Consider the following 24294-nt stretch of genomic DNA (forward strand, 5'->3'; position numbering starts at 1 on the left):
AACGCCCGGTTACATACCGAACCCGGAAGCTAAGCCTCACAGCGCCGATGGTACTGCAGGGGGGACCCTGTGGGAGAGTAGGACGCCGCCGAACTTCTTTTACAGCTCCGGCTCTTGGGCACTGCCCGAGAGCCGGAGCTTTTTTGCGTTGAGGTAGGGTCGGGGGGCATCGTTGGCTCGTTTCCCACAGGAGGCCCCCGGGTGGAGGTCCAGGAGACCCGTGTCCAGACGGACCGGGTCCTCACCATCCCCAACATCCTCAGCATGGCGCGGCTCGTCGGCGTACCCGTCTTCCTGTGGTTGATCCTCAGGCCGGAATTCGGCGGCCCCAAGAGCGATGGCTGGGCCCTCCTCGTGCTCGCGTTCAGCGGGGTCAGCGACTACCTGGACGGCAAGCTCGCCCGGCGCTGGAACCAGATCAGCAGCCTCGGCCGGCTGCTGGACCCCGCGGCAGACCGGCTCTACGTCCTGTCCACGCTGCTCGGCCTGACCTGGCGGGAAATCCTCCCGCTCTGGCTCACCGCCCTGCTGCTGGCGCGAGAGCTGGTCCTCCTGGTCATGGTGGGCATCCTCCGCCGGCACGGCTATCCGCCGCCGCAGGTGAACTTCCTCGGGAAGGCCGCCACCTTCAACCTCATGTACGCCTTCCCGCTCCTGCTGCTCAGTGACGGAGACGGGTGGATCGCGTCACTCGCCGCAGTTTTCGGGTGGGCCTTCGCCGGTTGGGGTACAACCCTCTATTGGTGGGCAGGAGTGCTCTACGTGGTACAAGTCCGCCGTCTGGTGCGTGCGGACGCCGTGGCCGATTGAGCCCGTCTCTTGTCTGGACAAAGTCGTCCGATGGCCCGCTGCCGAGAAATGCGGGACACTTTGAACGGGTGAAGTCGGCTAGACAGTCATCTCTTTAGGAGGACGCTTCCGACATGAAGGCCGTCGTGATGGCCGGTGGCGAGGGCACACGCCTTCGCCCAATGACCTCCAGCATGCCCAAGCCGCTCCTGCCCGTGGCGAATCGCCCGATCATGGAGCATGTGCTGCGACTGCTCAAAAAGCACGGGCTCAACGAGACTGTGGTCACCGTGCAGTTCCTGGCGTCCCTCGTGAAGAACTACTTCGGTGACGGCGAAGAGCTCGGCATGGAGCTCACGTATGCCAACGAGGAGAAGCCGCTCGGCACCGCCGGAAGCGTCAAGAACGCCGAAGAGGCGTTGAAGGACGATGCCTTCCTCGTCATCTCCGGCGACGCCCTGACCGACTTCGACCTCACCGAGCTGATCAATTTCCACAAGGAGAAGGGTGCGCTGGTCACGGTCTGCCTGACCCGTGTGCCCAATCCGCTGGAGTTCGGCATCACCATCGTCGACGAGGAAGGCAAGGTCGAGCGCTTCCTCGAGAAGCCGACCTGGGGACAGGTCTTCTCCGACACGGTCAACACGGGCATCTACGTCATGGAGCCCGAGGTCTTCGACTACGTCGAAGCCGATGTGCCCGTCGACTGGTCCGGTGACGTCTTCCCGCAGCTGATGAAGGAAGGCAAGCCGATCTACGGCTATGTCGCCGAGGGCTACTGGGAGGACGTCGGCACCCACGAGAGCTATGTGAAGGCCCAGGCGGACGTCCTCGAAGGCAAGGTCAACGTCGACATCGACGGCTTCGAGATCTCCCCCGGGGTGTGGGTGGCCGAAGGGGCCGAGGTGCACCCCGACGCCGTACTGCGCGGGCCGCTGTACATCGGCGACTACGCCAAGGTGGAGGCCGGCGCGGAGATCCGCGAGCACACCGTCGTCGGATCCAACGTCGTCGTCAAGAGCGGTGCCTTCCTGCACAAGGCCGTCGTGCACGACAACGTGTACGTCGGACAGCACAGCAATCTGCGCGGCTGTGTCGTCGGCAAGAACACCGACATCATGCGGGCCGCCCGGATCGAGGACGGCGCCGTCATCGGTGACGAGTGCCTGATCGGTGAAGAATCGATCGTTCAGGGCAACGTCCGCGTCTACCCGTTCAAGACCATCGAGGCCGGCGCCTTCGTCAACACCTCGGTGATCTGGGAGTCCCGCGGGCAGGCGCACCTCTTCGGCGCCCGTGGTGTCTCCGGCATCCTGAACGTGGAGATCACACCGGAGCTGGCGGTGCGGCTCGCCGGCGCCTACGCGACGACCCTGAAGAAGGGCGCCACCGTCACCACCGCGCGCGACCACTCCCGGGGCGCCCGGGCGCTCAAGCGCGCGGTGATCTCCGCGCTGCAGGCCAGCGCCATCGACGTACGCGACCTGGAGAACGTGCCGCTGCCCGTCGCCCGGCAGCAGACCGCGCGGGGAAGCGCCGGCGGCATCATGATCCGGACCTCGCCCGGTGTGCCCGACTCGGTCGACATCATGTTCTTCGACGGGCAGGGCGCGGACCTCTCCCAGGGCAGTCAGCGCAAGCTCGACCGGGTCTTCGCGCGCCAGGAGTACCGGCGGGCCTTCCCCGGTGAGATCGGCGACCTGTACTTCCCGGCGAGCGTCTTCGACTCGTACACCGGATCGCTGCTGCGCAACGTCGACACGACCGGGATAGCGGAGTCGGGTCTCAAGGTCGTCGTGGACGCCTCGAACGGCAGTGCCGGGCTGGTGCTGCCCAGCCTGCTCGGCAAGCTCGGTGTGGACTCGCTGACCATCAACCCCGGTCTGGACGAGTCGCGGCCCACCGAGACCGAGGAGATGCGGCGCAAGGGGCTGGTGCGGCTCGGAGAGATCGTGGCGTCCTCGGGTGCCGCGTTCGGTGTGCGGTTCGACCCCGTCGGCGAGCGGCTGTCGCTCGTGGACGAGAAGGGCCGGATCATCGAGGACGACCGGGCGCTGCTGGTGATGCTGGACCTGGTCGCCGCCGAGCGGCGCAGCGGGCGGGTGGCGCTGCCGGTCACCACCACCCGGATCGCCGAGCAGGTGGCCGCGTATCACGGCACCCAGGTCGAGTGGACCACCACCTCCCCGGACGACCTCACGCGCGTGGGGCGCGAGGAGGGCACCATCTTCGGCGGCGACGGCAAGGGCGGGTTCATCGTCCCCGAGTTCAGCGGCGTCTACGACGGCACGGCGGCCTTCGTACGGCTCATCGGGCTGGTGGCGCGGACGCAGCTCACGCTGAGCCAGATCGATGCCCGCATCCCGCGGGCGCACGTCCTCAAGCGGGACCTCGCGACGCCGTGGGCCGTCAAGGGACTGGTGATGCGTCGGGTGGTCGAGGCGGCAGGAGACCGCTTCGTCGACACGACCGACGGTGTGCGGGTCGTGGAGACCGACGGGCGCTGGGTGATGGTCCTGCCCGACCCGGCGGAAGCGGTCACCCACCTGTGGGCGGAGGGCCCCGACGACGCCTCCGCGCAGGCGCTGCTGGACGAGTGGTCGGCCGTGGTGGACAGCGCCGGCCGGTGATCTTGGTGGCAGCGGCCCGGCCGCCGGCCGGGCCGCGTCCGCCCATGAGGCGGGCGGCGTCGGGCGGCCGCCGGCCCGGGCGGGCCCGCCGGTGAGTCCCGGCGGGTGAGAACGGCAAAAACCGCTGCACGCGTGCGTGCCGGACAAGTGTCCCCAAGGGGGCCTGTCCGGCACGCCGGTGGGGCCGTTCGGAGGTACTGCTCGCGACATGCGACGATGTGCGGCATGCCGCAGCAACCCCCCGTTCGGAGCAGCCCCACGCGGCCGCAGCGCCCGGACGCCTCCATGTCGTTGATCACCAACGTCATGGACCACAGCCTCGACGACGGGTACGCCGAGGCCGCCGCCCGGAAGCAGTCCCGGGGTGAGGGCGGTCTGCCGAAGACGCTCCGGGCCAAGCTGGGCCTGGCCTCCGGTCTGGTGCTCGCGGCACTGGTGGTGACCGTGGGAGCGGCGCAGGCACGTGTGACGGCGCCCGTGGTGGCCAAGGAGCGCCAGGAGCTGATCGACCGCATCGACAGCGAGACCGCGGACGCGGACGAGCTGGAGAGCACGGTGGACAAGCTGCGCGACGACGTCGGCGCGCGCCAGCGCGCGGCCCTCAAGTCGAGCGGCGGCAGCGCCGACGCCGATCTGGTGGGACTGCTGTCCGGTGCCACGGCGGTGCACGGTCCCGGGATCAAGCTCGTGGTGAACGACGCCAAGGACGCCGGCGGCGGTGAAGGCGCCGGTCCCCGGGAGACCTCGGGCTTCTCCGACACCGGCCGGGTGCGGGACCGGGACATGCAGCGCGTGGTCAACGGCCTGTGGGCCTCCGGGGCCGAGGCGATCTCCATCAACGGGCAGCGGCTCACCGCCCTGTCCGCGATCAGGGCCGCGGGGGACGCGATACTGGTCGACAACAGGCCGCTGGTGCCGCCGTACACGGTGCTGGCGGTGGGGGACGGGCCGAAGCTGAGCACCAGGTTCCAGAACAGTGCCGACGGCCTGTACCTGCATGCCCTGGCGGAGAGCTACGGCATCCGCACCGCCATCTCCACGGAGGGCGATCTGCGGTTGCCCGCCGCACCCAGTGTGATCGTACGTACAGCACACCCGAAGTCCGAGAAAACCGAGAAGGGCACATCGTGATCGCCGTACTGGGCCTCGTCGTGGGAGTCGTGGCCGGCCTCTTGGTCCGGCCCGAGGTTCCGGCGGTCGTCGAGCCTTACCTGCCGATCGCCGTCGTCGCGGCCCTGGACGCCGTCTTCGGCGGCCTGCGAGCCATGCTGGACGGCATCTTCGACGACAAGGTCTTCGTGGTGTCGTTCCTGTCGAACGTGGTCGTCGCCGCCCTGATCGTGTTCCTCGGCGACAAGTTGGGCGTGGGCGCGCAGCTGTCCACCGGCGTCGTCGTGGTCCTGGGTATCCGCATCTTCTCCAACGCCGCGGCGATCCGACGGCACGTGTTCCGGGCGTGACACTCATGAGCGAGCAGAACGACCGGAACGAAGAGCCCGAGAACCGGCTGCGCAGGGAACTGCCGGCCGAGGTGCCCGCGCCCGCGCCCGAGGCCGGACGGCAGGCCGGCGAGCGGCCTCAGCAGCCGCTGACGGGCCGCCAGCGGCTGGTCAAGGGACTGTGGCCGCCGCGCTTCACCCGCGCCCAACTCATCGTGGCGCTGCTGCTGTTCGGCCTCGGTTTCGGCCTGGCCGTGCAGGTGGCGTCGAACAGCGACACCGACAGCGCGCTGCGCGGGGCGCGTCAGGAAGATCTCGTACGCATCCTCGATGAACTGGATTCGCGTACTCAGCGTCTTGAGGACGAGAAGCAGGGACTCGAAAAGCAGCGTCAGGAGCTGCAGAGCAGCTCCGACCAGGCCGCGGAGGCGCGCCGGCAGACCGCCGAGAAGGAGAGACAACTCGGCATCATGGCGGGCACCGTGGCGGCGGAGGGTCCCGGCATCACCATGACGATCGAGGACACGAAGGGGACGGTCCAGGCGGACATGCTGCTCGACGCGATCCAGGAGTTGCGCGCGGCCGGCGCGGAGGCGATCCAGGTCAATGGGGTGCGGGTGGTCACCGGCACCTATTTCACCGACGCGGACAAGACGGTGAGCGTCGACGGGAACAAGATCAATGCTCCCTATCGTTTCAAGGTCATCGGCAAGCCGCAGGACCTCGAGCCGGCGCTGAACATCCCTGGAGGCGTGGTGCAGACTCTGGAGAAGGAGCAGGCCACGGTGACTGTCGAGCGGTCGGACAAGATCGTCGTGGACGCCTTGCGGCAGGCGAAGCGGCCTGACTACGCTCGGTCGTCCTCCCAGTGAACCGGCGGTGCATGGGGGCCGGCCGGCAGGGGCATGAGGTTGCGGGGGGTCGGCGCACCGAAGGGGTGGTGCGTGGTGGAAACTGTCTGGTGGATACGGACGTTGTGAGAATGTCCGGCTCGGCCGGTGTAGGCAATCAGGGTTCGTCCTGCCCCACGGGCGGGTCTGTTTCGGTCAAGGGGAATCGCCCGTGAAGTTGTTTGCGAAGTTGTTCGGCAAGAGCGCGCGAGAGGGCCGCGACAACGCGACCGCTCGTCATCGCGCACAGCCCGACGCGGAGGGCCAGCGCCCGCTGTTCCGGGACCAGGTCGCTGGTCCGGGCGGTGACATTTCCGGTGGTCAGGGCGCGGCGTCAGTTGACCCTGCCCAGTCCGGCGGCATAGGTTTCGGGCAACCGTCAACCTCAGGTACGGGTGGAGGGTTCGCCTCCGGTCCGTACGCGTCCAACGCCCCGGCGGGGCAGCCGCGGCAGGAGGATCCGTCGATGTCGGTCCTGGTGTGTACGAGGTGCGGTAACCGGAATGCGGAGAACGCCCGGTTCTGCTCCCACTGCGGGGCGCCGCTGCGTCCTGGTGTGGCCCCCGAGCGGGCGTCCGAGACGACCTCGACGATCTCCATCTCCGGCCTGGAGGCCTACGACTCCGAGGCGACCGGCCAGACGCCGCTGCCCATGCTCTCCCCGGAGGCGCAGGCCGCGGTGGACGCGCTGCCGCTGGGCTCGGCGCTGCTGGTCGTGCGCCGGGGTCCGAACTCGGGCAGCCGCTTCCTGCTGGACAGCGACCTGACCACGGCCGGACGTCATCCGCAGAGCGACATCTTCCTGGACGACGTGACCGTCTCCCGGCGGCACGTGGAGTTCCGGCGCTCTGCGGACGGCAGCTTCACGGTGGCCGACGTGGGCAGCCTGAACGGCACCTACGTCAACCGCGAGCGCATCGACCAGGTCGCCCTGTCGAACGGTGACGAGGTGCAGATCGGCAAGTACCGGCTGGTGTTCTACGCGAGCCGGCAGGGCATCTGACCCGCCCCCGGACCGACGGTCCGGGGGTATCCCCAGGGAAGGTCCATGCTTCAAACACCGAGCGGCGGTGCCGGAAGCGGTACCGCCGCCAGGGACAGTGGGCTGATGAGCATCGGCACGGTGCTGAACGTGCTGCGCGACGAGTTTCCCGAAGTCACCATCTCCAAGATCCGTTTCCTGGAGTCGGAGGGGCTCATCGAGCCGCAGCGGACCCCCTCGGGGTACCGGAAGTTCAGCCCCGAGGACGTCGAGCGCCTCGGTCACGTCCTGCGGATGCAGCGGGACCACTACCTGCCGCTCAAGGTGATCCGCGAGCACCTGGAGGCCATGGAGCGGGGTGAGGCCGTCCCGCTGCCCGTGGTCGGGCGCCAGCGCACCCCCGACGACGTGCCGGAGGCCGCGCCGGGGCCCACGGTGGCCCGGGTCGGCAGGGCCGAGCTGCTGGCCGCGGCCGACATCGGCGAGGGCGAGCTGGCGGAGTGGGAGGCCTACGGGCTCATCGCTCCCCTGGAGGACGGGGTCTACGACGCCGAGGCCGTGACCGTGGCCGCACTCGTCTCCGAACTGGGCCGGTTCGGCATCGAGCCGCGCCACCTCCGGGTGATGAAGGCCGCCGCCGACCGTGAGGCGGGGCTGGTCGACCAGGTGGTGGCCCCGCTGAGGCGGCACCGCAATCCGCAGACCAGAGCCCATGCCGAGGCCCGTACGAAGGAGCTGGCGGCCCTCACGGTCAGGCTGCACGCGGCCTTGGTCCAGACCGCCCTCGGCGTACGGCTGCCCTGATCCGGCCGCCTCCGGAAGGGCCGGATCGGGCACCTGTTCCCGGCCCGACTACCCAAACATCCCGAGCACGGCCTAGGGTTGCTGTGTGAACGAGCTCGATGTCGTAGGTGTCCGGGTCGAAATGCCCTCCAACCAACCGATCGTGCTCCTGCGCGAAGTGGGGGGCGACCGTTACCTCCCCATCTGGATCGGGCCGGGGGAGGCGACGGCGATCGCCTTCGCCCAGCAGGGCATGGCGCCCGCCCGACCGCTGACCCACGACCTGTTCAAGGACGTGCTGGAGGCCGTCGGCCAGGAGCTGACCGAAGTGCGCATCACCGATCTGCGGGAAGGCGTCTTCTACGCGGAACTGGTGTTCGCCAGCGGGGTCGAGGTCAGCGCCCGCCCCTCCGATGCCATAGCGCTGGCTCTGCGCACCGGTACGCCGATCTTCGGCAGTGACACGGTGCTGGACGACGCGGGCATCGCCATTCCGGACGAGCAGGAGGACGAGGTGGAGAAGTTCCGCGAGTTCCTCGACCAGATCTCGCCCGAGGACTTCGGCACCAGCAGCCAATGAGGCGGGGCCGCGGCCCCGTCGGCCCGGTGTTCCCGAGGGTGACCGGCGGCTCCGCGCGGCCGGCGCCCCGGCAATTGCCTCCGGCCAGTGAGAGCGTCCTCCGGTTGCCCGGAAGCGCATTCGGCTAGCCTTTCCCCGCGGTGGGACACGGGAAACCACTCCTTGGGTGATTATCACTCGGCGTGCCGAGTGTGGCGATCGTTGACGCACCCCTGGTGACTGCCTACCGTCGAGAAGGCAGGTCAAGGACGGAGGTCGGCGTGAGAACCAGCGGCGACGGTACGGCTGGGGGTGCCCCCGGACGCGGTTTCGGGGAGAGCGGTCCGTACCCGCCCCCGAGCTCTCGGCTGCGCTCGAACGGGGGATTCCCCCATCCCGGCAGCGCGGTCGATCACGCTCCGCAGCTTCCGACGGCGGTGTCGAACGGCGGAGGGGTGGCGGCGATGACGACCGAGGAGATCGGCTACCGCGGGCCCACGGCCTGTGCGGCTGCCGGCATCACCTACCGGCAGCTCGACTACTGGGCGCGCACCGGTCTGGTCGAGCCCAGTGTGCGGCCCGCCTACGGGTCGGGCACCCAGCGGCTCTACAGCTTCCGGGACGTCGTCGTCCTGAAGATCGTGAAGCGGTTCCTGGACACCGGGGTGTCGCTGCAGAACATCCGCACGGCCGTCCAGCACCTCAGAGAACGCGGTTTCCGCGACCTGGAGCGGATGACGCTGATGAGCGACGGTGCCACCGTGTACGAGTGCACGTCGCCGGACGAGGTCCACGCCCTGCTGCAGGGCGGTCAGGGCATCTTCGGGATCGCCGTCGGTGTCGTGTGGCGGGACGTGGAAAGCGCCCTCTCCCAGCTGCACGGCGAGCGCATCGACACCGGCGAGACCCTCGTCGGGCACAACCCCGCGGACGAGCTGGCCCGGCGCCGCAACCGGGCGGTCTGACCGCGGGACCATCGCCGGGCGCTCCGGCACCCACCGCATTGTCAGTGCCGTGGTGCAGCATCGGAGATGTGAGAAACGCGCCCACGATCCTGCATCTCGACATGGATGCCTTCTTCGCCTCGGTGGAGCAGGCGTCCAAGCCGAGCCTGCGCGGGAAGGCGGTCGTCGTGGGCGGGCTCGGACCACGCGGTGTGGTGGCCACCGCGTCCTACGAGGCGCGGGTCTTCGGGGTCCACTCGGCGATGCCCATGGCCCAGGCGCGCCGGCTGGCGCCCAACGCCGCGTATCTGGTTCCGCGCTTCACCCTGTACCGGACGGTCAGCGAGCAGGTGATGGCGCTCCTGCGGGAGCTGTCGCCGCTGGTGGAGCCGCTGAGCCTGGACGAGGCCTTCGTGGACCTGGAGGCCGGGGGAGCGGCCTGGGACGAGGAGTCGGCCCGGCTGGCCGGGGCGAAGCTGCGCGCGGACATCCGGGCGGTCACCGGGCTCACCGGCTCCGTGGGACTCGCCGCCTCCAAGATGCTCGCGAAGATCGCCTCCGAGCAGGCCAAACCGGACGGCCTGGTGCTCATCGAGCCGGGGACCGAGCGGGCGCTGCTGGGGCCGATGCCGGTGCGGACCCTGCCCGGCGTCGGACCTGCCACCGGCGACCACCTGCGCAGGGCCGGGATCACCACGGTGGGGGAGCTGGCGGAGGCCGGCGAGGACGAGCTGGTCCGGCTGCTCGGCAAGGCGCACGGACACGCGCTGTACGCGATGGCCCTGGCGCGCGACGAGCGGCCCGTGGTGGCCGAGCGGGAGGCGAAGTCGGTGTCGGTGGAGGACACGTACGACGTGGACATCCACGACCGGCTGCGGGTCGGCATGGAGGTGCAGCGGCTGGCCGACCGGTGCGTGCGGCGGCTGCGGGGGGCCGGGCTGTCGGGGCGGACGATCGTGCTGAAGGTGCGGAGGTACGACTTCTCCACCCTGACCCGCTCCGAGACGCTCAGGGGGCCCACGGACGACCCGGCGGTCATCCGTGAGGCGGCCGCGCGGCTGCTGGACTCGGTGGACACCACCGGCGGGGTCCGGTTGCTCGGCGTGGGGGTGTCCGGGCTCGCCGACTACACCCAGGAGGACCTGTTCGCGCAGGCCATGCCGGTGCGTTCGGTGGAGGAGCCGGAGGCGGGTGCGGGGGGCCCGCGGGGCGTGGGGAGCCCGGGGAGCGGGGGCGAGGCTGCCGTGGAGCGGCCGGAGCCGGCCGAGCGGCAGTGGCGGGCCGGGCAGGACGTGCGGCACGCGGAGTACGGGCACGGGTGGGTGCAGGGCAGCGGTCTGGGGAGGGTGACGGTGCGGTTCGAGACGCCGCAGTCGTCTCCGGGGCGGGTGCGGACGTTCTTCGTCGGTGATCCCGCGCTGGAGCCGGCCGACCCGTTGCCGTTGGTTCCGGTTCTTTCCCGCCCGCCCGTCCGTCCCGGTGCGCCGATCAGTGGCCGACACGGGGCTTCGCCCCGGACCCCGCACGGTGAGGCCGCCGGTCAGGTTTCCTCCGAGCCCGCCAGCTTGCCGAAGTCGTGGTCCGGGAAGGGGGGAGGTGAGGTCACGTCGAGGCCGTAGTGGTGGTAGAGCTGGAGTTCCTGCTCGGGGGAGAGGTGGCGGCCCACGCCGAAGTCGGGGGCGTCCCTGATCAGGGCGCGGTCGAAGGGGACGCGGAGGGCGCCGTCGACCAGTTCGCTGGGCTCCAGGGGGACGAAGGCGTCCCGGGAGAACAGGCCGGTGCGTATGGCCGCCCATTCGGGTACGCCGGTCGCGTCGTCCAGGTACACCTCGTCGATGGTGCCGATCTTGGTGCCATTGCGGTCGAACGCCTTGCGGCCGATCAGGTTGCGCGGATCGATGTCGGTCTGCACGGTCCCTCTCCCTCCACGTGGTCGCAACTCATCCGTAAGCACTACAAAAGAGCACAATCAAGGAGGCGGCCACTCGAAGGCCCGGGCGTTGACCTCGCTGGTAGGCTGACAGCGGCTGCTGACCCCGTGCGGGAGAGTCCTCCGACCACCTCGGAGGCGCCGAAGGAGCAAATCCTCCCCGGAATCTCTCAGGCCCACGTACCGCACGGACGAGGTCACTCTGGAAAGCAGAGCGGGTGTCGACGGCTTCCGCTCTCACCGACGGTGAAAGCCGGCCCCCACGGGTGCCCGGTGAAGCTCTCAGGTTGAGATGACAGAGGGGGAGGCCGTCGGGGTACCCGCGCCGTGGTGCCCCTCGAAGGTCGCGTCAGACCAGGAGGCCTCCGCAATGACCGCCCACCGCACGCCGCTCTCGGAGCTCGAAGCGGGCATTCCCTTCGAGCAGCGCCACATCGGTCCCGACCACGAGGCGCGGGCCAAGATGCTCGCGCAGGTCGGGTACGGCTCGCTCGACGAGCTGACCGCCGCCGCGGTCCCGGACGTGATCAAGAACGCCGATGCCCTGGACCTGCCGGGCGCCCGCACCGAGGCGGAGGTGCTCGCCGAGCTGCGCTCGCTCGCCGACCGCAACCAGGTCCTCGGCTCCATGATCGGCCTGGGCTACTACGGGACCTTCACGCCGCCGGTCATCCTGCGCAACGTCATGGAGAACCCGGCCTGGTACACGGCCTACACGCCGTACCAGCCGGAGATCTCGCAGGGCCGGCTCGAGGCGCTGCTGAACTTCCAGACCGTGGTCGCCGACCTCACCGGTCTGCCCACCTCCGGCGCCTCGCTCCTGGACGAGGGCACGGCCGCCGCCGAGGCGATGGCCCTGTCGCGGCGCATGGGCAAGAACAAGAAGGGCCTGTTCCTGGTCGACGCGGACGCGCTGCCGCAGACCATCGCCGTGATCGAGACCCGTGCCGAGCCGACCGGTGTCGAGGTCGTCGTCGCCGACCTGAGCGAGGGCATCCCGGCCGGCGTCGCCGAGCGCGAGATCAACGGCGTGCTGATCCAGTACCCCGGCGCCTCCGGTGCCGTACGGGACATCAAGCCGGTCATCGACCAGGCGCACGAGCTGGGCGCCCTGGTCACCGTCGCCGCCGACCTGCTCGCGCTCACCCTGCTCACCTCCCCGGGGGAGCTGGGCGCCGACATCGCCATCGGCACCACCCAGCGCTTCGGTGTGCCGATGGGCTTCGGCGGGCCGCACGCCGGCTACATGGCGGTGCACGAGAAGTTCGCGCGCAGCCTGCCCGGCCGTCTGGTCGGTGTCTCCCTCGATGCCGACGGCAACCGCGCCTACCGGCTCGCGCTGCAGACCCGCGAGCAGCACATCCGCCGCGAGAAGGCGACCAGCAACATCTGCACCGCGCAGGTGCTGCTCGCCGTGATGGCCGGTATGTACGCCGTCTACCACGGGCCCGACGGGCTCCGGACCATCGCGCGGCGCACCCACCGGTACGCCACGGTCCTCGCCGAGGGCCTGAGGGCCGCCGGTGTCGAGATCGTCCACGGCGCGTTCTTCGACACCGTCACCGCCCGCGTGCCCGGCAAGGCCGCCGAGGTCGTCGCCGCCGCCCGGGACAACGGCGTCAACCTGCGCCTGGTCGACGCCGACCACGTCTCCATGGCCTGTGACGAGACGACCACCCGGGCGCAGCTGGGCGCCGTCTGGGCCGCCTTCGGTGCCGAGGCCGACGTCGAGGCGCTGGACGCGACCGCCGAGGACACCCTGCCCGAGGCGCTGCTGCGCACCGACGCCTACCTCACCCACCCGGTCTTCCACCAGCACCGCTCCGAGACCGCCATGCTGCGCTACCTGCGCAAGCTGGCCGACCGCGACTACGCGCTCGACCGCGGCATGATCCCGCTGGGCTCCTGCACCATGAAGCTCAACGCGACCACGGAGATGGAGCCGGTCACCTGGCCCGAGTTCGGCCAGCTGCACCCCTTCGCGCCCGCCGAGCAGGCCCAGGGCTACCTCACGCTCATCCACGAGCTGGAGGACCGTCTCGCCGAGGTCACCGGCTACGACAAGGTCTCCCTCCAGCCGAACGCGGGCTCCCAGGGCGAGCTGGCCGGTCTGCTCGCCGTCCGCGGCTACCACCGTGCCCGTGGCGACGAGCAGCGCACGGTCTGTCTGATCCCGTCCTCCGCGCACGGCACCAACGCGGCCAGCGCCGTGATGGCCGGCATGAAGGTCGTCGTCGTCAAGACCGCCGAGGACGGCGAGATCGACGTCGAGGACCTGCGCGCCAAGATCGAGCAGTACCGGGACGAGCTCGCGGTGCTGATGATCACCTACCCGTCGACGCACGGTGTGTTCGAGGAGCACGTCGCCGACATCTGCGCCCGGGTGCACGACGCCGGCGGCCAGGTGTACGTCGACGGCGCCAACCTCAACGCGCTGGTCGGCCTGGCCAAGCCGGGCCACTTCGGCGGTGACGTCTCCCACCTGAACCTGCACAAGACGTTCTGCATCCCGCACGGCGGCGGCGGTCCGGGCGTCGGCCCGGTCGCGGTCCGCGAGCACCTGGCGCCGTACCTGCCGAACCACCCGCTCCAGCCGGAGGCGGGCCCGGAGACGGGCGTCGGGCCGATCTCGGCGGCCCCCTGGGGCAGCGCCGGCATCCTGCCGATCTCCTGGGCCTACGTCCGCCTCATGGGCGGCGAGGGCCTGAAGCGGGCCACCCAGGTGGCGGTGCTGTCGGCGAACTACATCGCCAAGCGCCTGGAGCCGCACTACCCGGTGCTGTACACCGGCCCCGGCGGCCTGGTGGCGCACGAGTGCATCATCGACCTGCGCCCGCTGACCAAGGCGACCGGCGTCAGCGTGGACGACGTCGCCAAGCGCCTGATCGACTACGGCTTCCACGCGCCGACGATGTCCTTCCCGGTGGCCGGCACGCTGATGATCGAGCCGACCGAGTCCGAGGACATCAGCGAGCTGGACCGTTTCTGCGATGCGATGATCGCCATCCGCGCGGAGATCGAGAAGGTCGGCTCCGGCGAGTGGCCCGCGGAGGACAACCCGCTGCGGGGCGCCCCGCACACCGCCGCCGCGCTCGGCGGCGAGTGGACGCACGCCTACAGCCGCGACGAGGCCGTCTTCCCGGCCGGCGTCTCGGCCGCCGACAAGTACTGGCCGCCGGTGCGCCGCATCGACCAGGCCTTCGGCGACCGCAACCTGGTGTGCTCCTGCCCGCCGCTGGACGCGTACGAGGACTGAGTGAGCGAAGGGTGAGGGCCCCGTCCGTGGCACGGACGGGGCCCTCACCCGTTCCTACGCCGTCGCCAGGGAGACCTCGGTCGCCTTGATCAGGGCGATGACGTCGGAGCCCACGAAGAGCCCGAGGTCGCCGACCGCCTCCATGGTGATCACGGCGGTGATCCGGCCGCCGGCCACGGCGATCTTCACGGAGGCCATGGCCTCACCGGTGGTCAGCTGGGCGATGGTGCCCGGGAGCTGGTTGCGGATCGACAGGCCCTCGACGCGCCTGGTGGCCAGGGAGACCTCCGTCGACTTCACCAGCGCGCGGACGGGTGTGCCGGGGGAGAGGGCGAGCTGCTCGGCGGCCTCGCGGGTGATGGCGGCGGTGAGGTGCGGGCCGTCGTCCAGCCGGACCTTGACCGTGGCCATGACCTCGCCGGGGTGCACCTCGGTGACGGTTCCGGGGAGCTGGTTGCGGATGCTCAGCGTCATGGGCACCCACCGTAGAGCGCCGGTGCGCTCAGGCCGGGTATGCGTGGGTCTGCGCCGCCTTGACCGTCGCCCAGACTGGTGCACCCGGGCGCAGGTCCAGCTCGGCGGCGGCGACCGTCGTCAGGTCCGCCGCGAGCGGCAGCTCACCGGTGAGGTCGGCGCGGATCTGGTCGCCGTGCGTCTCCAGGCCGGCGACCTCGCAGCGCCACAGGTTCCGGGCGCTGGCCCCCGAGGGCCGGTCCCGGAAGAGGGTGACGGCGGACGGCGGGAACGCCACGAAAGCCGGCCCCGACAGCTCCTCCGTGGTGGTGATCGCGGGACCCGTGTCGAGCCGTACGGTGTGCCCGGCGGCCTGTCCCCGGTAGAGGTTGAGACCGACGAGCCGGGCGATGTAGTCCGTGCGCGGGTGGCGGGCGATGTCGGCGGGCGTGCCCTCCTGCACGACCCGGCCGCTCTCCACCACCACCAGCCGGTCCGCGAGCACCATGGCGTCCAGCGGGTCGTGGGTGACCAGCACCGAGACCGCCTCGAACTCGGCCAGGTGGCGGCGCAGCCCTGCGCGGACCTCCAGCCGGGTACGCGCGTCCAGGGCCGCCAGCGGCTCGTCCAGGAGCAGCAGCCGGGGCCGGGTGGCGAGGGCGCGGGCGAGGGCGACGCGCTGGGCCTGGCCGCCCGACAGGCGGCGCGGTTTGACGCCCGCGTGGCCGGCCAGGCCCAGCCGCTCCAGCCAGGCCGCGGCCTGGGCGCGGGCCTCCGCCTTGCCCGCTCCCCGGCAGCGCGGTCCGAAGGCCACGTTGTCCAGGGCGGACAGGTGCGGGAAGAGCAGGTAGTCCTGGAAGACCACGCCGACCGGCCGGGACTCCGGGGGCGTGTGCTCCAGCGGGGTGCCGTCCAGGCGCAGGTGGCCGTCGGTGAGCGGGGTCAGCCCGGCGAGCGCGCGCAGGGCGGTGGTCTTGCCGGCGCCGTTGGGTCCGAGCAGTGCGACGACGTCTCCCGGCGCGGCGGTCAGGGTCACGTCCAGCCGGAAGGCGCCCCGGTCGACGACGAGACGGGCGTCGAGGCCCGCGTCGCGGCCGGTCTCGGGAGCCGTGTTCCGGTGGGCGCCGGCACCGGGTGCGCGTCCGGTTCTTCCCGGCATCCTCACACCTGCCTCGTCCAACGGTTCCTGAGCCCCGCGAGCACCGCGATCGACACGGCCAGCAGCACCAGGCTGAGGGCGATGGCGGCCTCGGGGTCGTTCTGGAGCGCGAGGTACACCGCGAGGGGCATGGTCTGGGTACGGCCGGGGAAGTTGCCCGCGAAGGTGATCGTCGCGCCGAACTCGCCGAGCGCCCGGGCCCAGGCCAGCACGGCGCCGGCCGCGATGCCGGGCGCGATCAGCGGCAGCGTGACCCGCCGGAACGCGGTGAAGCGGGACGCGCCGAGCGTGGTCGCCGCCTCCTCGTACGCCGGATCGGCGGCGCGCAGGGTGCCCTCCACGCTGATGACCAGGAACGGCATCGCCACGAACGCCTCCGCGATCACCACCCCGGCGGTGGTGAACGGCAGGGTGATCCCGAACCAGGTGTCGAGCCACTTGCCGATGACGCCGTTGCGGCCCAGCGCGAGCAGCAGCGCCACACCGCCGACCACCGGCGGCAGCACGAGCGGCAGCGTCACCAGGGCGCGTACCAGGCCCCGGCCGGGAAAGTCCGTGCGGGCCAGCAGCCAGGCGAGCGGCACCCCGAGGACGAGGCTGACGGCGGTCGCCGCGGTGGCGGTGACCAGGGAGAGCTGGAGTGCCTGCCACACCTCGGCGCTGGTCAGCCGGTCCGGCAGAGTGCGCCAGGGCGTGCGGAGCAGCAGTGCGAGCAGCGGCAGCAGCAGGAACGCCATCGCCAGCGCCCCCGGCAGCAGCAGCGGCAACGGCGCCCCGCGCCGGCCCCCCGCGGGGAGCCGGCGCCGCGGTCGGCCCGGGCGGGGGCCGGCCGCGGTCTCGGTCTCGTGCGCCGCGGTCACGGCTTGAGGAACCCGGCCCGCGTCAGCACCTTCTGGCCCTCGGCGGACCGTACGAGGGCGATGAACGCCTCGGCGGCCTCGGTGTTCTCCCCGTTCTTCAGCAGCGCGATCGGGTAGTCGTTGACGGCCCCGGCCGCCTCGGGGAACTCCACGCCCTCGACCTTGTCACCGGCGGCCCGCACATCGGTCTTGTAGACCACGGCCGCGTCGGCCTCCTTCAGCTCCACCTTGTTCAGCGCGCCCTTGACGTCCTGCTCGTAGGAGACCGGGGTGAGCTTCAGTCCGCCGGCGTCCAGGGCCTTCTGGGCGGCGGCGCCGCAGGGCACGGTCTTGTCGCAGAGGACGACCTTCAGCCCCGGCTCGGTCAGGTCCTTCAGGGAGGCCACCTCGTGCGGGTTGCCCGGCGCGGTGGCGATCTCCAGCTGGTTGCGGACGAAGGTGGCGGGGGTGCCGGCCGCCTCCTTCGCGTCCGTCACGATCGCCATGGTCTTGGGGCTGGCGGCGGCGAAGACGTCCGCCGGGGCGCCGCTGGTGATGCTCGCGGCGAGGGCGTCGCTGCCCCCGAAGTTGAAGCCGACCCGGGTGCCCGGGTGCCGCTTCTCGAACTCCTTCCCCAGGGTCGTGAAGCTCTCCTTCAGGGAGGCGGCGGCGAAGACGGTGACCGTGCCGGAGAGCCTCGGCGCGCCGGCGGAGCCCTTCGCACCGGAGGAGCCGGAGGAGCCGGACGAGGACGAGCAGCCGCTCAGGGCCATCAGGGCGGCGGCCCCCGCACCGGCCAGCTGCGCTGTCCGGCGTGTCCGGCGCACGGAACGGGTCATCACGATCTGCACCTCGAGTTCTGTGGGACAAGCGTCGCGCCCGGTACGACCGTGGATCGGCCGTGCGGCGATGATACTGCCGCATCTGCGAGGTGGAAGTCTCCTGTCGCATCGCATGAGCGCAGGACTTGTGACTGGCGGCTTGCATGTGCGTTCGTACGGCGTCCTCGGGCGGGCAGCTGCCGGCGTGCCGGGGACGGCGGTGCGGGCACCGGTGCGCGTGCCCGGCCGGACGAGGGGTGTGCGACGGCTCCCGGCAGTGCAGCATCGCGGTGGTGGCCTTGCCGGGCGACCGGTGCTGCGCCTGGAGGGCGGCGCGGCGCGGGCGACGGTGCCGGCGGGACGCATGGGCGCGGGGCCGACGGAACCCGTCGCGTTCACATGGCGCGGCCGGGTGGCCGTCAGGCGCGGTCGATGTGCACGTTGGTGGACTTCACGCGCGCGGTGGCCTCCATGCCGACCTCCAGGCCCAGTTCCTCCACGGCTTCCCGGGTCAGCAGGGAGACGAGTCGGTGCGGGCCGGCCTGGATCTCGACCTGGGCGGCGACGTCACCGAGCTTGATCGCGGTGACGATGCCGGGGAAGGCGTTGCGGACGGAGGTGTGGGGGGAGGTGTCCTCCTCGCCGCCGGCCCCCTTGGCCAGCTCGACCGAGAAAGCGGCGAGGTCACGGCCGTCGATGAGGCGCCGCCCGGATTCGTCGCGGTGGGTGGCCACCCGGCCGGCGTCGGCCCAGCGGCGGGCGGTGTCCGGGCTGACGCCGAGCAGCCGCGCGGCCTGGCCGATCGTGTAGGACTGCATGCCGGTCACGATAGGGCCATCCTCCGTGCGGCGCGGACCTCGGGGTGTCTCGCCGATCATCCCGGGTTGCCGGCGCCTGGCACCGCGCCTCGCCGCGTTGTCGTCGGTCGCCGATGCTCCGCGTGGACTCCCTCCTCCGCCGTGCGATGCGCGGCACCGGACGCCGCTCGCCGATCCGGCCTGGTCGACGGGACACCCTCTGGGGCCCGCGCCGCTCACAGCCCCTTGGTGTCCATGCGCAGATGCCAGATGTTGCGCCGGTGGACGGAGAGCAGGTCGGCCTCCAGCGGGGAAGGCGGCACCGCCAGGACGGGGCAGACCGCGTGGGCCAGACAGTGCCGGGAGACCCGGCCCGAGAAAGCCCGCTGGAGGCCGCGCCGGCCGGCGCCCACGACCAGGACGTCGTCCTCGCGGTTCGCGGCCGCCACCAGAGCGCGGCCCGGGGCGCCCCGGACGACGAGGGCGTGCATGGGCACTCCGGGACTCTCCGCACCGAAGACCTCGTCGAGCACCGCGGCCAGCCGCTGCCGGGCCAGCCGCCGCCACTCCTCGACCGGCAGGTCGCCGGCGGGTGAGCGCCGCGCGGCCGGGTCACCGCCCGGGGGCTCCCAGGCCAGCACCGGCCACAGCTCGGCCCCCAGCCGGCGGGCCAGCGCGGTGGCCCGCCGCAGGGCCGTGACGCTGCCCAGGGAACCGCTCACTCCGACCACCACTCGCGCGACCGCCGAGGCGTCGTAACCGGACATGGCTCCACCGTTCCGCACGGGCACGGGCACGGGCGGGGAGACACCCGCGGACGTGCCCGCCTGCAAGGACCTCGCTTGCTTCCATCCCACCTCCGAACCGGCGATCCGACCAGCCGGAGGAGCGGCCCTGCGCGTGCGGGGCGGGGGGCACACATCGGGGCCGGTACGCACGGGGTGCGTGCGGCCGGCCCCTCAGGTCACTGTGCCGTGGTCAGGCCGCGGTCACCACCTGGTCCGTACCGAGTGGGCGGTGCGGGGCGATGATGCGGCCGTCGGGCAGCAGCTCACCGGTGTCCTCGAAGAGCAGGACGCCGTTGCACAGCAGGCTCCAGCCCTGCTCCGGGTGGTGCGCCACGAGGCGGGCGGACTCCCGGTCGGCGGATTCGGCTGTCGGGCACGGCGGCTGGTGCTGGCACATGGGTTGGATCTTTCGCTGTGGTGTGATCATGTCCGTCCCCCGTGATGAAGAGTCGGTCTCAGTCCAGTGTTGTCCTCCGCGCGTCGTTCCGCAGGGATTTCACAGCACCGCTTCTCACAGGTTCATGACGCGTCACCCGCCCGGGCGGTTCAGCCCAACTGCACTGTCAATTCGGGTGGTTCGTACTGGCCGGATGGGACTAGTCCGGGCGTACCCCGCTTCCCTCGCGGGTGACGGGGTACGCGGGTGTCGGATCAGGCAGGCGAGCCGAGCAGCGGGAGAGGAGTCGCCCGATGGGTCAGCACCGGGAGCAACTCGGCCACCCGGAAGGGGCGGTGGGCCGGGATGCCGGGCGGTGCCGGGGCCAGCGGGACGAGCAGGTCGGTGGCCGCCGGATGGCCCTCGGTGCCGTCTCCGGTGCAGTCGCCGTGCAGCCACAGGGTGAGCATGTAGAGGCCGGGTACGGAGAGCAGCCGCGCCTGGTACGGCTGCTGGAGCGCCTCGGCCTGCTGCAGGGCGCGCTCGGTCGAGGCGACGTAGGGGCCCTCGAAGAAGTGCGAGAAGGCCCAGCCGTCGGGGGTGAGCATGGTGTCGGCGGCGGCGACCGCCCGGTCGCCGCACCGGATCAGGAAGCGCCAGCCGGCCAGCCTCGTCGCGGACAGGCCGGGGGCGGTGATGCGGTCGAGCACATGGACGGGAAGCGGGAGTTCCGGTGTCGCGGGTCCCTGCGCGGCACGCAGGGAAGGGGTACGGGCCTCACGGACCGCGGTGGGGGAACCGAGGGCGGTGAGGACCGAGCGCAGGGCAGGCGCGGGGGCAGGGGGTACGTGCAGCGGCATGTGGGTCGCCTCTCATTCGACAGGCGCGGCGGCGCGAGGGAGGGTGGGGCGGACGGCGCTGTCTGCTCACGGAAGGCCGGAGAGGTGGGGGCCCGGGTCGGGTGTGAAAGAGGGTGCGGCTCGGTTTGCCGTCCGTCAACCGGGACGGCGGGAACACGGCGGGAACCAGGACCGAGGGCGCCAACCTTCTGCCTTGTGGACGAAGTTTATACGACGCGTGTTCGGCCGGTGTTTCGGCTATCCGATTCCGGTTGGCGCGGCAAGGCCGAATTAGGCCGCCGATTTGCGGAACTCATCCCGATTTCCCGGCCGGGCCCTCGCCGCTGACCTCGCCATACGCACCGGTAGCGGTCGGCCGAATGTCGTCGGCGTTTTTCACGAGGCGTTCGGGGCACCCGGAGGTGCAAGTTGCGGCATGCCCCGTGAATGTGCCGCCGGGAACATACCGACAGAGTAGCGGGCGGCGGGCCCGTGCGGGACGTTATCGATCGCCTCGGCTGGGCATCATCCCACCTGACCCGGGAGCCAGGCGGCCGGATCGTCGGCCCGCCCATCCGAGGAGGGACACTTCGATGGGGGAGAAGGTCGTGGCAGGGCAGTTCGACCTGTCCGATCGCCAGCGTTACCGCGAAAAGCTTCAAAAGTGCCTGACGGGGCTGGAGCGGTTGCTGAGCGAGAAGCGATTCGATCGCCCCAAGAACCTCATGGGTGTCGAGATCGAGCTGAATCTCGCGGGGCACGACGGTATGCCGAAAATGTTGAACGGGCAGGTACTGGAGCGCATCGCGAGCCGTGATTTCCAAACAGAACTCGCCATGTTCAATCTGGAAGTCAACATCGCCCCACACCGATTGGGCGGCCGGGTATTCGACCGGCTCGCCGAGGAACTGCGCACGTCGCTCGCCTATGCGGACCGGAAGGCCGGGGAGGTGGACGCCGGCATCGTGATGATCGGGATCCTGCCCACCCTGGACCGGGACGACCTGGTCTCCTCGAACCTCTCCGAGGTCGACCGCTACACACTGCTCAACGACCAGATCGTCGCCGCGCGCGGAGAGGACTTCCGGCTCGACATCGAGGGTGTCGAACACCTGGTGTGCACGTCCAAGTCCATCGTGCCGGAGGCCGCCTGCACCTCCGTACAACTGCACCTCCAGGTCACCCCGGCGCGGTTCGCCGACGTGTGGAACGCGGCCCAGGCGGCCTCCGCCGCGCAGATCGCCGTCGGTGCCAACTCGCCGTTCCTCTTCGGGCACGAACTGTGGCGCGAGTCCCGGCCCCCGCTGTTCCTGCAGTCCACCGACACGAGGCCGCCGGAGCTGCAGGCCCAGGGCGTACGGCCGCGCACCTGGTTCGGCGAGCGGTGGATCTCCTCCGCCCACGACCTGTTCGAGGAGAACCTGCGCTACTTCCCGGCCCTGCTCCCGCTGTGCGACGACGAGGAGCCGCTGGAGGTCATCGAGGCCGGCGGCGTGCCGAAACTCGCCGAGCTCGTCCTGCACAACGGCACGATCTACCGCTGGAACCGGCCGGTGTACGGCATCGCGGACGGCGTCCCGCACCTCAGGGTGGAGAACCGGGTGCTGCCAGCCGGGCCGACCATCACCGACGTGATCGCCAACGCGGCCTTCTACTACGGCCTCGTCCGCGCCCTCGCGGAGGACTCCCGCCCGGTGTGGACGCGGCTGCCGTTCGCCGCGGCCGAGGCGAACTTCGACGCCGCGTGCCGGTACGGCATCGACGCGCGCTTCGTCTGGCCCCGGCGGGGACGGTACGGCGGCACGGGCGAGGTCGACGCTGTCACGCTGGTCCGCGACGAGCTGCTGCCGCTCGCCGCGGCCGGGCTGGACGCGTGGGGCGTCGAGGCCGCCGACCGGGACCTCTACCTGGGCGTCATCGAGGAGCGCTGCCGTCGCCGCGTCAACGGCGCGTCCTGGCAGGCGGCCACCTTCCACCGGGCGCTGGAGCAGGGCCTGTCCCGGGACGCGGCGCTGGCCGCGACGACCCGGCGGTACGCCGAGCTGATGCATGTGGGAGAGCCGGTGCACATGTGGCCGGTGGGGCTGCCGGAGGCCGTGCCGCTCGGGTGAGGATCCGGGGTCGCGGAGGCGCCGCTCGGGTGGGGCGGCGCCGGGTGGTGCGGCTCGGAGCGGGCGGTGCCGGGCGGTGCGCTCGGGTGAGGCGGCGCCGCTGGGCGGTGCGGCTTGGGCGGAAGGCGGCGCGGGCGGTGACCTGTACGCGGGGCTGACAGGCGCTTCTGCGATCCTTGCCGGGCGAAGGTGGGCCAGGGGCCCGTGAGCCGGCGGGAGGCAGGGGTGCAGGTGGAGGCTGACGCGGTGACCGAGTCCTCGGCGCGGGAGCGCGATCCGCGACGGGTCCTGCGGGACGAGACGCTGCTCGTGCTCGCTCTCTCGCTCGGCGCGAGCGGGGTGTCCGCGCTGATCAGCTTCATCGGCTCGGTCACCAAGCCGGGCGGCCTCAAGGACCAGGCGGCCACCCTGAACGCCTCGGCCGCGCCGGGCCGCCCCTGGCTCGACCTGGCCTGGCAGCTCTTCGGTATCACCACCGCGCTGGTCCCCGTCGCCCTCGTCGCCCACCTGCTGCTGCGCGAGGGCACGAGCCTGCGCGTCCTCGGCTTCGACCGCACCCGCCCGTGGCCGGACCTCGGCCGGGGCGCCGGCGTGGCGGCCGTGATCGGCAGCACCGGCATCGCCTTCTACCTGGCCGCCCGGGGCCTCGGCTTCAACCTCACCGTCGTTCCCGAGGCGCTGCCGGACGTGTGGTGGAAGTACCCGGTGCTGATCCTCTCCGCCCTCCAGAACGCGATCCTCGAAGAGGTCATCGTCGTCGGCTACCTGCTGCGCCGGCTGGGCCAGTTGGGGTGGACCCCGGGGACCGCGCTGGTGGCCTCGGCGGTCCTGCGCGGCTCGTACCACCTCTACCAGGGCATCGGCGGCTTCGTCGGCAACATGGTCATGGGCGTGGTGTTCGTCTGGCTGTACCGCCGGTGGGGCCGGGTCGGCCCCCTGGTCGTCGCGCACGCGCTGCTCGACATCGGCGCGTTCGTCGGCTACGCCCTTCTCGCGGGCAAGGTGGGCTGGCTGCCGACGGGCTGAGCGCGCGTCAGAGGCGCAGGTCGCCCTCGATGACCGTGACCGCGCGGCCGGTGAGCAGGGTGCGCTCGCCGCGAAGGGCGGTACGGACGTGTCCGGTGCGGCGGGACGCCTGCAGCCCGGTGAGCTCGTCACGGCCGAGCCGGGCGGCCCAGTACGGGGCGAGCGCGGTGTGGGCGCTGCCGGTCACCGGGTCCTCGTCGATGCCGACGTTCGGGAAGAAGCACCGGGAGACGAAGTCGTGGCCGCGTGAGGGGTCGTCGGCGCGGGCGGTGGCGATGATGCCCCGCGAGGAGTAGGCGCCGAGGGACTTCATGTCGGGGGAGAGGCCGAGCACCGTCTTCTCGTCGGCCAGTTCCATCAGCAGGTCGCCGACGTTCTCCCCGGTGTCGAAGGTGGCCACCGGCTCGGCGCCGAGGGCCTCGGCGACCCCGGCGGGGACCTCGACCGGGGTGAGCGGCGCGGTCGGGAAGTCGAGGGTGATCGAGCCGTCGGCGCCGGGCGCGGCGACCAGCACACCGCTGCGGGTGGCGAACCGCACCGGGCCCTCGTGGGCGCCGGTGGTGTGCAGGACGTGGGCTGTGGCGAGGGTGCCGTGCCCGCACATCGCGACCTCGGTGACCGGTGTGAACCAGCGCAGCGCCCAGTCCGCGGCGCCGCCGCCGGGCAGCCGGTGCGCGAAGGCCGTCTCGGCGTGGTTGACCTCCATGGCGATGTTCTGGAGCCAGTCGTCCTCCGGGAAGACGTCGTCCAGGAGCAGGACTCCGGCCGGGTTGCCGGCGAAGGGGCGGTCGGTGAAGGCGTCGACGATTCGAATGCGCATGGGTCCGACGCTAGTGGTTCCGACAGCGGCCGGGCCAAGGCCAATTCGACAGTGACGGACTGA

General features: G+C 71.4%; 23 protein-coding genes, 1 rRNA gene and 1 riboswitch. Of the genes, 14 read left to right on the top strand and 10 right to left on the bottom strand.

The window, feature by feature from the left end:
- The 11 genes from rrf to ABZ576_RS27170 all read left to right on the top strand — a co-directional run.
- A 5S ribosomal RNA gene (gene rrf / locus ABZ576_RS27120) occupies positions 1 to 94 on the top strand; the annotation flags it as partial.
- A 107-nt stretch (positions 95 to 201) separates the two neighbouring features.
- Entirely contained in the window at positions 202 to 810 is a 609-nt protein-coding gene (locus ABZ576_RS27125) for a CDP-alcohol phosphatidyltransferase family protein (RefSeq protein WP_360746086.1), read from the top strand.
- A 113-nt stretch (positions 811 to 923) separates the two neighbouring features.
- Positions 924 to 3419, top strand: coding sequence for a mannose-1-phosphate guanyltransferase (locus ABZ576_RS27130; protein ID WP_360746089.1), 2496 nt, complete (start codon positions 924 to 926; stop codon positions 3417 to 3419).
- A 225-nt stretch (positions 3420 to 3644) separates the two neighbouring features.
- Positions 3645 to 4550 (top strand): DUF881 domain-containing protein, encoded by a 906-nt coding sequence (locus tag ABZ576_RS27135; RefSeq protein ID WP_360746092.1) that lies wholly within the window; start codon positions 3645 to 3647, stop codon positions 4548 to 4550.
- Positions 4547 to 4879, top strand: a complete 333-nt coding sequence (locus tag ABZ576_RS27140) for a small basic family protein (protein WP_003988855.1) — start codon at positions 4547 to 4549, stop codon at positions 4877 to 4879. Before ABZ576_RS27135 ends, ABZ576_RS27140 begins: the two co-directional genes overlap by 4 nt.
- Positions 4880 to 4884: 5 nt before the next feature.
- Positions 4885 to 5730, top strand: a complete 846-nt coding sequence (locus tag ABZ576_RS27145) for a DUF881 domain-containing protein (protein WP_360746095.1) — start codon at positions 4885 to 4887, stop codon at positions 5728 to 5730.
- A 190-nt stretch (positions 5731 to 5920) separates the two neighbouring features.
- Positions 5921 to 6751 carry an FHA domain-containing protein gene (locus tag ABZ576_RS27150; RefSeq protein WP_360746098.1) on the top strand — a complete coding sequence of 277 codons (831 nt, stop codon included), beginning with the start codon at positions 5921 to 5923 and terminating at the stop codon, positions 6749 to 6751.
- Between the two features lie 45 nt (positions 6752 to 6796).
- Positions 6797 to 7534: a MerR family transcriptional regulator gene (locus ABZ576_RS27155; RefSeq protein WP_360746101.1), complete on the top strand. Its 738-nt coding sequence runs from the start codon at positions 6797 to 6799 to the stop codon at positions 7532 to 7534.
- A gap of 85 nt (positions 7535 to 7619) precedes the next feature.
- Entirely contained in the window at positions 7620 to 8093 is a 474-nt protein-coding gene (locus ABZ576_RS27160; RefSeq protein ID WP_037684412.1) for a bifunctional nuclease family protein, read from the top strand.
- Positions 8094 to 8353: 260 nt separating this feature from the next.
- The gene (locus ABZ576_RS27165) at positions 8354 to 9037 is read left to right on the top strand and encodes a MerR family transcriptional regulator (protein ID WP_360746104.1); all 684 of its coding nucleotides are present in this window, start codon (positions 8354 to 8356) and stop codon (positions 9035 to 9037) included.
- Between the two features lie 68 nt (positions 9038 to 9105).
- Positions 9106 to 10635 carry a DNA polymerase IV gene (locus tag ABZ576_RS27170; RefSeq protein ID WP_360746107.1) on the top strand — a complete coding sequence of 510 codons (1530 nt, stop codon included), beginning with the start codon at positions 9106 to 9108 and terminating at the stop codon, positions 10633 to 10635.
- On the opposite strand, the gene ABZ576_RS27175 is transcribed toward ABZ576_RS27170, so the two are convergent.
- Positions 10557 to 10928 (bottom strand): PRC-barrel domain-containing protein, encoded by a 372-nt coding sequence (locus tag ABZ576_RS27175; RefSeq protein WP_360746110.1) that lies wholly within the window; start codon positions 10926 to 10928, stop codon positions 10557 to 10559. The two genes, ABZ576_RS27170 and ABZ576_RS27175, sit on opposite strands and share 79 nt — an antisense overlap.
- Before the next feature lie 119 nt (positions 10929 to 11047).
- Positions 11048 to 11142: riboswitch (glycine riboswitch) on the top strand.
- A 174-nt stretch (positions 11143 to 11316) separates the two neighbouring features.
- On the opposite strand from ABZ576_RS27175, the gene gcvP reads away from it, so the two are divergent.
- Positions 11317 to 14202, top strand: a complete 2886-nt coding sequence (gene gcvP / locus ABZ576_RS27180; RefSeq protein ID WP_360746113.1) for an aminomethyl-transferring glycine dehydrogenase — start codon at positions 11317 to 11319, stop codon at positions 14200 to 14202.
- Positions 14203 to 14256: 54 nt separating this feature from the next.
- Here gcvP and ABZ576_RS27185 read toward each other — a convergent pair whose 3' ends face one another.
- The 8 genes from ABZ576_RS27185 to ABZ576_RS27220 all read right to left on the bottom strand — a co-directional run bounded on the left by ABZ576_RS27185 (position 14257) and on the right by ABZ576_RS27220 (position 20295).
- A complete protein-coding gene (locus tag ABZ576_RS27185; RefSeq protein WP_360746116.1) occupies positions 14257 to 14676 on the bottom strand; it encodes a TOBE domain-containing protein in 420 nt (139 codons plus the stop codon).
- A gap of 28 nt (positions 14677 to 14704) precedes the next feature.
- Positions 14705 to 15814, bottom strand: a complete 1110-nt coding sequence (locus ABZ576_RS27190) for an ABC transporter ATP-binding protein (RefSeq protein WP_360746119.1) — start codon at positions 15812 to 15814, stop codon at positions 14705 to 14707.
- Positions 15815 to 15816: 2 nt separating this feature from the next.
- Positions 15817 to 16674 carry a molybdate ABC transporter permease subunit gene (gene modB / locus ABZ576_RS27195; protein WP_360746121.1) on the bottom strand — a complete coding sequence of 286 codons (858 nt, stop codon included), beginning with the start codon at positions 16672 to 16674 and terminating at the stop codon, positions 15817 to 15819.
- Entirely contained in the window at positions 16671 to 17492 is an 822-nt protein-coding gene (modA, locus tag ABZ576_RS27200; RefSeq protein ID WP_360746124.1) for a molybdate ABC transporter substrate-binding protein, read from the bottom strand. The genes modB and modA overlap by 4 nt, the downstream gene beginning before the upstream one ends.
- Positions 17493 to 17893: 401 nt before the next feature.
- Positions 17894 to 18292, bottom strand: a complete 399-nt coding sequence (locus ABZ576_RS27205) for a helix-turn-helix transcriptional regulator (RefSeq protein ID WP_360746127.1) — start codon at positions 18290 to 18292, stop codon at positions 17894 to 17896.
- A 215-nt stretch (positions 18293 to 18507) separates the two neighbouring features.
- On the bottom strand, positions 18508 to 19038 hold the full coding sequence (locus ABZ576_RS27210) for a universal stress protein (protein WP_360746130.1): 531 nt from the start codon (positions 19036 to 19038) through the stop codon (positions 18508 to 18510).
- A gap of 211 nt (positions 19039 to 19249) precedes the next feature.
- On the bottom strand, positions 19250 to 19456 hold the full coding sequence (locus ABZ576_RS27215; RefSeq protein ID WP_360746132.1) for a DUF5999 family protein: 207 nt from the start codon (positions 19454 to 19456) through the stop codon (positions 19250 to 19252).
- Between the two features lie 254 nt (positions 19457 to 19710).
- Positions 19711 to 20295, bottom strand: coding sequence for a hypothetical protein (locus ABZ576_RS27220; protein WP_360746135.1), 585 nt, complete (start codon positions 20293 to 20295; stop codon positions 19711 to 19713).
- 572 nt (positions 20296 to 20867) lie between these two features.
- On the opposite strand from ABZ576_RS27220, the gene ABZ576_RS27225 reads away from it, so the two are divergent.
- Positions 20868 to 22385 (top strand): glutamate--cysteine ligase, encoded by a 1518-nt coding sequence (locus ABZ576_RS27225; protein WP_360746138.1) that lies wholly within the window; start codon positions 20868 to 20870, stop codon positions 22383 to 22385.
- A 225-nt stretch (positions 22386 to 22610) separates the two neighbouring features.
- Complete coding sequence (locus ABZ576_RS27230; protein WP_360746141.1) at positions 22611 to 23411, top strand: type II CAAX endopeptidase family protein; 801 nt, start codon at positions 22611 to 22613, stop codon at positions 23409 to 23411.
- Between the two features lie 7 nt (positions 23412 to 23418).
- Here ABZ576_RS27230 and ABZ576_RS27235 read toward each other — a convergent pair whose 3' ends face one another.
- Positions 23419 to 24231: a PhzF family phenazine biosynthesis protein gene (locus ABZ576_RS27235; RefSeq protein WP_360746144.1), complete on the bottom strand. Its 813-nt coding sequence runs from the start codon at positions 24229 to 24231 to the stop codon at positions 23419 to 23421.
- Positions 24232 to 24294 lie beyond the last annotated feature (63 nt).

It is taken from the genome of Streptomyces sp. NPDC013455 (genome assembly GCF_040632975.1).
Lineage (GTDB): Bacteria > Actinomycetota > Actinomycetes > Streptomycetales > Streptomycetaceae > Streptomyces.

Excerpts from the sequence above, each read along its gene's own strand:
- ABZ576_RS27130 (WP_360746089.1), top strand. The coding sequence starts at position 924 with ATGAAGGCCGTCGTGATGGCCGGTGGCGAGGGCACACGCCTTCGCCCA.
- ABZ576_RS27135 (WP_360746092.1), top strand. The coding sequence starts at position 3,645 with ATGCCGCAGCAACCCCCCGTTCGGAGCAGCCCCACGCGGCCGCAGCGC.
- ABZ576_RS27145 (WP_360746095.1), top strand. The coding sequence starts at position 4,885 with ATGAGCGAGCAGAACGACCGGAACGAAGAGCCCGAGAACCGGCTGCGC.
- ABZ576_RS27155 (WP_360746101.1), top strand. The coding sequence starts at position 6,797 with ATGCTTCAAACACCGAGCGGCGGTGCCGGAAGCGGTACCGCCGCCAGG.
- gcvP (WP_360746113.1), top strand. The coding sequence starts at position 11,317 with ATGACCGCCCACCGCACGCCGCTCTCGGAGCTCGAAGCGGGCATTCCC.
- ABZ576_RS27185 (WP_360746116.1), bottom strand. The coding sequence starts at position 14,676 with ATGACGCTGAGCATCCGCAACCAGCTCCCCGGAACCGTCACCGAGGTG.
- ABZ576_RS27190 (WP_360746119.1), bottom strand. The coding sequence starts at position 15,814 with ATGCCGGGAAGAACCGGACGCGCACCCGGTGCCGGCGCCCACCGGAAC.
- modA (WP_360746124.1), bottom strand. The coding sequence starts at position 17,492 with ATGACCCGTTCCGTGCGCCGGACACGCCGGACAGCGCAGCTGGCCGGT.
- ABZ576_RS27205 (WP_360746127.1), bottom strand. The coding sequence starts at position 18,292 with ATGCAGTCCTACACGATCGGCCAGGCCGCGCGGCTGCTCGGCGTCAGC.
- ABZ576_RS27210 (WP_360746130.1), bottom strand. The coding sequence starts at position 19,038 with ATGTCCGGTTACGACGCCTCGGCGGTCGCGCGAGTGGTGGTCGGAGTG.
- ABZ576_RS27215 (WP_360746132.1), bottom strand. The coding sequence starts at position 19,456 with ATGTGCCAGCACCAGCCGCCGTGCCCGACAGCCGAATCCGCCGACCGG.
- ABZ576_RS27220 (WP_360746135.1), bottom strand. The coding sequence starts at position 20,295 with ATGCCGCTGCACGTACCCCCTGCCCCCGCGCCTGCCCTGCGCTCGGTC.
- ABZ576_RS27225 (WP_360746138.1), top strand. The coding sequence starts at position 20,868 with ATGGGGGAGAAGGTCGTGGCAGGGCAGTTCGACCTGTCCGATCGCCAG.
- ABZ576_RS27235 (WP_360746144.1), bottom strand. The coding sequence starts at position 24,231 with ATGCGCATTCGAATCGTCGACGCCTTCACCGACCGCCCCTTCGCCGGC.